5 protein-coding genes are annotated in these 8,475 nt (G+C 35.6%); all 5 read left to right on the forward strand.

The features are described 5' to 3' along the window. A partial coding sequence (locus IW15_RS21735) for a T9SS type A sorting domain-containing protein (protein ID WP_034715718.1) occupies positions 1-340 on the forward strand: 340 nt, incomplete at its 5' end. A gap of 13 nt (positions 341-353) precedes the next feature. Next, positions 354-3,221: an RHS repeat protein gene (locus IW15_RS21740; RefSeq protein ID WP_117584594.1), complete on the forward strand. Its 2,868-nt coding sequence runs from the start codon at positions 354-356 to the stop codon at positions 3,219-3,221. A gap of 4 nt (positions 3,222-3,225) precedes the next feature. Next, positions 3,226-6,858: a DUF6443 domain-containing protein gene (locus IW15_RS21745; protein WP_051882310.1), complete on the forward strand. Its 3,633-nt coding sequence runs from the start codon at positions 3,226-3,228 to the stop codon at positions 6,856-6,858. After that, the gene (locus IW15_RS21750) at positions 6,855-7,559 is read left to right on the forward strand and encodes a hypothetical protein (protein ID WP_034715721.1); all 705 of its coding nucleotides are present in this window, start codon (positions 6,855-6,857) and stop codon (positions 7,557-7,559) included. Before IW15_RS21745 ends, IW15_RS21750 begins: the two co-directional genes overlap by 4 nt. Before the next feature lie 13 nt (positions 7,560-7,572). Then, the gene (locus IW15_RS21755) at positions 7,573-8,274 is read left to right on the forward strand and encodes a hypothetical protein (protein ID WP_034715723.1); all 702 of its coding nucleotides are present in this window, start codon (positions 7,573-7,575) and stop codon (positions 8,272-8,274) included. The last annotated feature ends 201 nt before the right edge of the window (positions 8,275-8,475 follow it).

Consider the following 8,475-nt stretch of genomic DNA (forward strand, 5'->3'; position numbering starts at 1 on the left):
CGGTTCCATTATACTGGCCGGAACCAGCGCCGAAGAGCTTGGAAAAGAGAACTGGAAGATCGTAAAGCTTGGAGACAGCCAGATTGATAAGTTGATCGAAAAAAAGGAGATTAAAATTTACCCGAATCCGGTAACGGATTATGCCTATGTAGAAACCGGCTTTGAATTTAAAAATGCTGAAATCATTTTATATGATATGGGCGGCAGACAACTCCAAACACTAAACACCAAAAACAAAATCACCAAAATCAATACTCAGAATTTAATTCAGGGAGCTTATCTGGTAGTGGTGAAAACGGATACGAATAAAACAGCAAATGCAAAATTGATTAAAAAATAAACGATTGAAAATAATGAAATCAAGTAAGTATATAAAAACGATGATGCTGTGTCTCTTTTTCATCCTTGGGATGCAGAAAGGATATGCACAGGCCGGAGTAGGAGATATGGTAACCACTCCAATAGCTTCTCCTTCTATGGCGGCGATGTCACAATATTCAGATGTATCAGTGTCACTGTCTTCAGGACTTCCGGATATTGGGATCTCACTGTTGAGTGCTCCTATTTCAGATGGCGGAGTTAGCTGGCCGCTGAGTTTAAGTTATAATGTAAGAAATATTGGGGAAGAAGACGAAGTGATAAGTGATGTAGGAGGCGGGTGGTCCTTTTTTGGAGCAGGCGTAATTTATAAAAAAGTGATCAATTATCTGGATGAATGTTATGACAATCCAACATTACCTTCCTATAAAAAAAATGAATTTGACGATTTGTATTACTATAATCTTCCTGGCCTTTCCGGTAAGTTTAAAATAAAAAGAGATACCATTAATAATACTTTTTCTTTAGTTAATCTTACTCCGAATCATGCGAAGATAGAATATGTAAGAAACAGTAATACAGCTACCTTTAAAGCAGACAGCTTTACCGTTACGGCAGACAATGGCTACAAATATTTTTTTGATAAGACAGATCTGGCAAAATACAATTGCGGAGATCTTTTCTCAGGCAAAGAATATAAAACAGCATACTATCTGACGAAAATATTGAATCCGATAGGTGTAGAAGCAGCTGTCATGAGTTATGATGAGCGAAAAAAATATAAAGGCACCAGTACAACCAATCTTATATTCCTCCAGAATAAGCTCAAAGCAATCACCAGCAGAAGCGGTGAGGTTGCATTTAATTATGTATATGATGACACGTTGGAGCCTAAAAAAACAACGGATAAGGCGGTCAGTGATCCGTACAGTCTTCAAAAGATTAGTTTAAAAAATCCTGCCGGAGAGGAACTCTTCTCTTATGTCTTTAACTATACCATGGTTTCAAAAGGAACGGAGCCTTCCAATAAGCTCAGAATATTGAATTCAGTATTCAAGAATGACAAAAACGGGGCTCTGATTGAAAAGAATAGTTGGGTATATAATTCCCCTTCAGGAGAAGGAATACTGAAAAGGGCCATTTCTCCAACAGGAGCTGTTACTGAATATAATTTTGAAAGTGGTGAAACCTATTTTAATTATAATGATCCGGCCTATCTGGCAAGTCTTGAAGGAACTAGTTCAATTTATAATCCTACGATACAATATTGGTTTACAATGGCTACTGCATCCATTGATACCAATCAGTCATTGCAATATAATTTCACTATCCCTGGTGATCCTTCTGTAAAAAAGAATTTTAAATTCCTCCTGGATATTTCTGATTACCAGTATACAGTAATCCCAACACTCCCAGGGTTCCCCCCGAAACCAAGAGTAGACAACCTGAAAATTACCCTGAAAAGAGGTAGTGAGGTTATTATCCCGACCTTTACTATAAAGGATATATTGTATTACAAAGAATACATTCTAAATAATTATCCGGGAAATTATACCCTTGAATTTGTGTCTACAGGAGGGGCTGTAGGAACAGGAAATTTTTGGGCTTCTGAGGTCAAGCTCCACCCTGGTCCCTTTAGAAATGCAAATCCTTCAGGTCAGACAAGAATACAAAATATAAAGTACTATAAAAATAGTACTGATGCCAATGCATATAGAACAGTGAATTATGGGTATGATTCTTTTGATCTTCCTAACAGTGCAAGTGGTTATATGTTCGACAATGAAAGAGACAGTGAAGAGGATGTGCTTGTACGTTATGCATTGTATAAAAGTGTGAAAGTATCGGAAGCAGGAAAAGGATCTGTACGGTATTCATTTAAAACTCCGGACGATTATCCCAAACAACAGAATGGAGGAACTGCATTAGAACCACAATATTTCTGGCCGTATTATAATGTCACTAAAAGCGGGCTGATGTCTAAAAAAGAAACATATGATGAGCAGAATACATTGCTCACTGCGGAATTATACGATTATGAATTGGATAAATACTCAGATGAAGATTATAGTTTTACAGGAAGTTATAAAATCACGTCAAAACCTGCTTATATTAAAAAAAGTATGGTGAACAATAAAGCGTTTTTTACCGGTGGCGGTATGCTGGAAACAGGATCTGAAACCTGGGTAAGTCCAACGAACCTTAAACCTTATTATACTAAAAGCTTCGCAGACGGAGATACTTCAGAACAATTCATGACGTATCCGAATGGGCTTTCCGGATACAATCATCTTGAAGCAGCTTATATGACGGGTATTCCTGTTATTACAGAAGAAAAAAAGAATGGAAAGACGATATCTAAATCAGTTACAAAATATGAAAATACTTCTTTATTACTACCCACTTCTGCTTTTGCAGCGAGTATAAGTGATGGAAGTATGAAACAGGTGATGAGAGCAGATGCTTATGATGAAAAAGGAAATCTGGTACAGCTTACTTCAGTGGCAGGACTTCCGACATCATTCCTGTATGGATATAATAAAACGCAGGTTATTGCTAAAATAGAGGGTGCCCGGTATGATGATATCAAAGATAATCCGTTGGTCATTGCAGTAATTGCGGCCTCTAATGATGATAATATCAACCCGGCTTCAGAGAGCGTTTTGATCACTGCATTGGATAATCTTCGAAAAGATAGTGCTATGACTGGATATCAGATCACCGTATATACTTATAACCCATTAATCGGACTTACCACAACAACAACTCCTAATGGGCAGCGCGAGATTTATGAATATGATGGCAGCGGAAGGCTGAAGACTGTCAAAAAAATGGAAAAAGATGCTTCCGGAGATGTGGTGTACAAAAAGTTAAAGGAATATCAATATAACTACAAACAGTAAAAAGATGAAAAAAGTTTTAAGCATATTCGGCATACTGTCTGCAGTTTTTTTTACCGCGCAGACCAGCCTTACGAATACAGAAAATTATATATACAGCAAAAACTGTCTCAATGACGATTGTACCAAAGCGTCGGAAAATGTACAGTATTTTGACAGCTTTGGAAGACCATACCAGTCCATCAGCATTAAATCTTCCCCGACCGGGAAAGATATGGTACAGCACATTCCTTATGACAGCTACGGAAGATCAGTCGACAGCTGGTTTCCGGTACCGATGTCGACGATGGGAGGCGCTTTACAGGACAGTACTACAGTAAAAAGTAATGCGCTTACTGTATATGGTGACAGTCGTCCTTTCTCACATACGATATTAGAAAAATCTCCTTTAAGCCGCCCATTGAGCCAAATCTCACCGGGACAGGAATGGCAGAGCCATCCTGTTACATTGGCATATAATGCCAATACAGAAAGTGAGGTGAAAAAGTATACCGTTTCTACCACATGGGTAGAAGGAAGAACAGAGTCTGCACTTTCCTTTTTGGGGAATTATCCTGCCAATACATTGACGAAGAATACTGCAACAGATGAAGATGGAAATGTATCTGTTGAATTTAAAAACAAACAGGGACAGATTATTCTGGTAAAAAAAGGAGTAGGAACTGCGGATGTTACCGATACCTATTATGTGTATAACGAATATGGTCATTTAGTATATGTTCTGCCTCCTTTAGCAGCTAATGTTTCAGTAACTCCGGACGTTTTGGAAAAGTTATGTTATCAGTACAGGTATGACGGAGGGAGTCGCTTAGTAGAGAAAAAGATTCCCGGTAAAGGTTGGGAATATATGGTGTATGATAAAGCAGACCGATTGGTTTTAACGCAGGATGCCAATTTGAGAGCACAAGGAAAATGGTTTTTTACTAAATACGATCAGTTTTCAAGACCAATCTATACAGGAATATTAGACAGCCCTCCAGGCAGAATCCAGCAGGTAAATGCAATACAGGAACTAGCCTTTAATAATGAAGTCAGAAGTTCTGCCAGTTGGAATAACAGTGGTATGGATGTGTATTATACTAATAATACAGCGTACCCTACAACTAATTTTAAGCTGCTGAGTGTCAATTATTATGACACCTATCCATCATACAGTTTTAATCCTTCTGTGCCTTCAAGCGTGTATGGAAGTCAGATTCTGACGGATAATATGACTGCTGATATGAATACCAAAGGTGTTCCTGTCATGAGTATGGTGAAAAATATAGAAGATGATAACTGGACCAAGAACTATAATTGGTATGATACGAAAGGAAGGCTTGTAGGATCTCAAACGATCAACCATTTAGGAGGGTATACCAAGACAGAATCTGATGTTGATTTTTCAGGATTGGTGAACCAGACAAAAGTATATCACAAAAGACTGAGTACAGATACTGAAAAACTCATTACCCAGAACTATCAATATGATAATCAGGGAAGGCTGCTGGTGCAAAAGCATAAAGTAGACATAAATACTGAAGAGATTCTGGCTCAAAATGAATACAATGAACTTTCTCAATTGGTTAAAAAGAAAGTAGGCGGAACTAATATTGCACAGCCATTACAGACAATTGATTATACTTATAATGTACGGGGATGGACAACGAAAATCAATGATCCTGAAAATCTGGGTTCCGACCTTTTTGGGTATGCCTTGAAATATCAGAATCCGCAGTACACCAATATTGCAACTGGAAAATTCAATGGGAATATTACAGAAATCGACTGGAAGTCCTCGTCAGAGAATGTGTTGAAAAGATATACCTACGGATATGACGGTCTCAGTAGGCTGAAAGATGCGATCTATACAGAGCCGAATGCAGCATTACCATATAATAACAATTATAACGAAAATGTTACCTACGACCTGAACGGGAATATCAAAACTTTAAAGAGAAATGCTTTCCCAATTTTTGGAACCACTTCAACGCAGGTTGATGATCTGGTTTACCAGTATACCGGAAACCGACTCGATAAAGTGATAGAAAATTCTTTGAACGATACAGGGTATGAAGGTGGAAATAATCAAATTGCTTATGATCTGAATGGTAATATGATTGATATGAAGGATAAAGGAATCCAGGGTATTGATTATAATTACCTTAGCCTGCCAAAAACAATGTCGATCAGCCAGATGGGCCCGCTCGGTGTTGCGGTTAATTTCACGATTGACTATCTGTATAGAGCAGACGGAACGAAGCTTCGTAAAATCTATAAAAGTGGCGGTGTAAAAGGAAGCATTAACCAGACTAATACAACAGATTATCTGGATGGTTTTCAGTATAGCTATCAGGAATCTTCTTCCGTATGTTTATGGTGTAAGACTGGGGCTGCTTATGAAGAACAGGCTTACAAAAATCTTGGAACGATCGCTGGACCTGTCAGTAAATGGGAACTTGATTTTGTTCCTACTTCAGAAGGATTTTATAGTTTCAAAGAAAACCGTTATATTTACCAGTATAGAGACCACCTCGGAAATGCGAGAGTAAGTTTTGCCCAAAACAGCGCAGGAGATCTTGAAGTTACGGATGTCAATAATTATTATCCTTTTGGTCTGAACCATATCGGTGGAAGCAATAGTGGCGAACTGGGAAGTTATTTCAATTACAAGTACAATGGTAAAGAGCTTCAGGAGACTGGAATGTATGACTATGGAGCAAGATTTTATATGCCAGATTTAGGAAGATGGGGAGTTATGGATCCCTTGGCCGAGCAGATGAGAAGGTATTCTCCGTATAATTATGCCTTTAATAATCCTGTAAGTTTTGTAGATCCGGATGGAAGAAAGCCACAGATGTACAATGATGCTGGAGATGTGATGCATTGGGATTTTGATCCGGCTACTACTATTGAAGGATCCAGTTGGTTTAGAAATTCTGAGTATGCACCACGTTCAGGTTTTGCCGGAGCAACGATGCTTGCCGGAAGCGGTGGTGGAGATGGCTCTAATACCAAAGGAACACCAAGTAAAAATAGCACATGGAGTAGTATTAAAAATTTCATTAAAAGTATTTTTGGAGTTGGTAAAAAAAGCTCAGGTAATTTAGAAGTTGGCCCTGTTGAAAAAATTACCGAACAAGAGTCATCTATTTCAGCATGGCAGATTGTTTCTGCGGTTTTATTTGGTAATGTAGATCCTTATTCTGCAATTGGTAATGCTGGTGTAGGACCTTATGCAGAAGAAAGGGAAACGGTGGGATTGGCTGCTATGCTTTTTATCAACCCTGAAGCGGCAGCCGAAGGTTTAGAAAAAAAAGCTCTTTCAAGAGTAGCAATGTCGAAAATCTGGGGAGCCGGAACGTTGCGAATTGATCCCAAAAACTTACCAAAAACAGTGACAGAAGATATGGTCGAAATTTTAGCAGGAAGAGGTGTTAGACAACTTGATGAATTTGGATTGCCTGCCATAACACAAAATAGATCAGGAATAAGTCCTAAATGGGTTGGAGCATTGGAATGGAAAATAAAAGATGTTCCTGGTAGTATTGGATTAAATAGTAGTCGAATTGTTCAACACCCAGATGGAAGATGGGGGTTAGTTATTAATCATGATTATACAAAAATTATACAAATACCAACAAGTTCGGTAATAAAATGAAAATAGAATTCTTATTAGAAGAAAAGACTTTATTGTCAACAAAATATATAAAGTTAATTAGCAAAAAAGATTTTGATAAAATAGTTATTAAAAGAAATGATATTAAATCTACCAATCTACAATTTGGAGAAATTTCTCAGAAAGATTTAATAATTAGAGTTTCTTTTAAAACCTTTAAAAATGACTATATTTTTAACGTTTCGGATATTTTAATTAAAACAAGCGAAATTGTTTTGTTGGGAATACTTAATGATCCTTTGGGTATATACAATCAAGGATATATTGATAACTTCAAACTTATTTCCGATAAAAAAGAAAAAATAAATTGGTATGAATTAAATGATAAACAAAAATATTATTATTTAAGAGGATGCTATCTGTTAAATGGAGTTAAAGAAACTATTGATAATATTGATTCGACAATCATAATTGATTTATCAAAAGTAAGAACAGATTTGGATGTATATTATGAAATCGGGAAATCTTTTTTTGACTCATATGGTTATTTTGGGACTGAATTTCATTCTTTCAGAGATTGTTTAGTTAGTGTCATTGGTTCAATAAAAAAAAGAGAAAAGATGCCAATTTTAAAGATTAAGGGATATAGAAGTTTTGAAAAGTATTTTGCGAATAATATTTTATTTAATGATTTTTATGAAATGTTCAAAAGAGTCGGTTTTGAAATAGACAATTCACAATAACATTTTTTAAATAATGAAAATAGAATTTTTATTAGGAGAAAAAACTTTATTGTCAACGAAATACATAAAACTCACTCGAAAAAAAGGTTTTGACAAAACCATTATTAAAAGGGATGATATTAAATTTATCAATCTGCAATTTGGAGAAATCTCAAAGCAGGACATAATCATCAGAGTATCTTTTAAAACTTTTAAAAATGATTATTCTTTTAATGTCTCAGATATTTCAATTAAAACCCAAGAAATTATTCTAACAGGTACTCTTGATGATCCTTTGTGGATATATAATCAGGGATATGTTGATAACTTCAAACTTCTTACCGATAAAAAGGAAAAAATAAAATGGTATGAATTAAATAATAAACAAAAATATTATTATTTGAGAGGATGCTATTTGTTAAATGGAGTTAGGGAAACTATAGACAATATAAATCCCATCATAATACTTGACTTATCAAAAGTTAAAACTGATTTGGATTTTTACTATGAAATCGGAAATGCTTTTTTTAATTCATATGGTTATTTTGGAACCGAAATCAATTCATTTATAGATTGTTTAATTAATATTAGTGCATCAATTAAAAAAAGAGAAAAAATGCCAATTTTAAAGATAAAAGGATATAAAAACTTTAAAGAGTATTTTTCGGATAACATTTTATTTGATGACTTTTACCAAGAATTTACAAAGAGAGGTTATGAAATTGTAAATTCCTAATCTTCAGCTAATGCGAGCGTCTCTCTCGCTGCCGCATTCTATGATAAAAACCAATAAAAATTTGTTAAAATTATGTTGCAAATTTATAAGTATTTACAAAAGCTTCGTTTCTTCCTATAACGGCAAATGCACGACTTATAATTTTACACTTTACATTGTTTATAACCAGAAGGGAATGTTTTCCTTCCTGTTTTTTTCTCT

It is taken from the genome of Chryseobacterium soli (genome assembly GCF_000737705.1).
GTDB lineage: Bacteria > Bacteroidota > Bacteroidia > Flavobacteriales > Weeksellaceae > Chryseobacterium > Chryseobacterium soli.

Bases quoted from the DNA above. Each gene is read 5' to 3' on its own strand.
- IW15_RS21740 (WP_117584594.1), top strand. From the start codon at position 354: ATGAAATCAAGTAAGTATATAAAAACGATGATGCTGTGTCTCTTTTTC.
- IW15_RS21745 (WP_051882310.1), top strand. From the start codon at position 3,226: ATGAAAAAAGTTTTAAGCATATTCGGCATACTGTCTGCAGTTTTTTTT.
- IW15_RS21750 (WP_034715721.1), top strand. From the start codon at position 6,855: ATGAAAATAGAATTCTTATTAGAAGAAAAGACTTTATTGTCAACAAAA.
- IW15_RS21755 (WP_034715723.1), top strand. From the start codon at position 7,573: ATGAAAATAGAATTTTTATTAGGAGAAAAAACTTTATTGTCAACGAAA.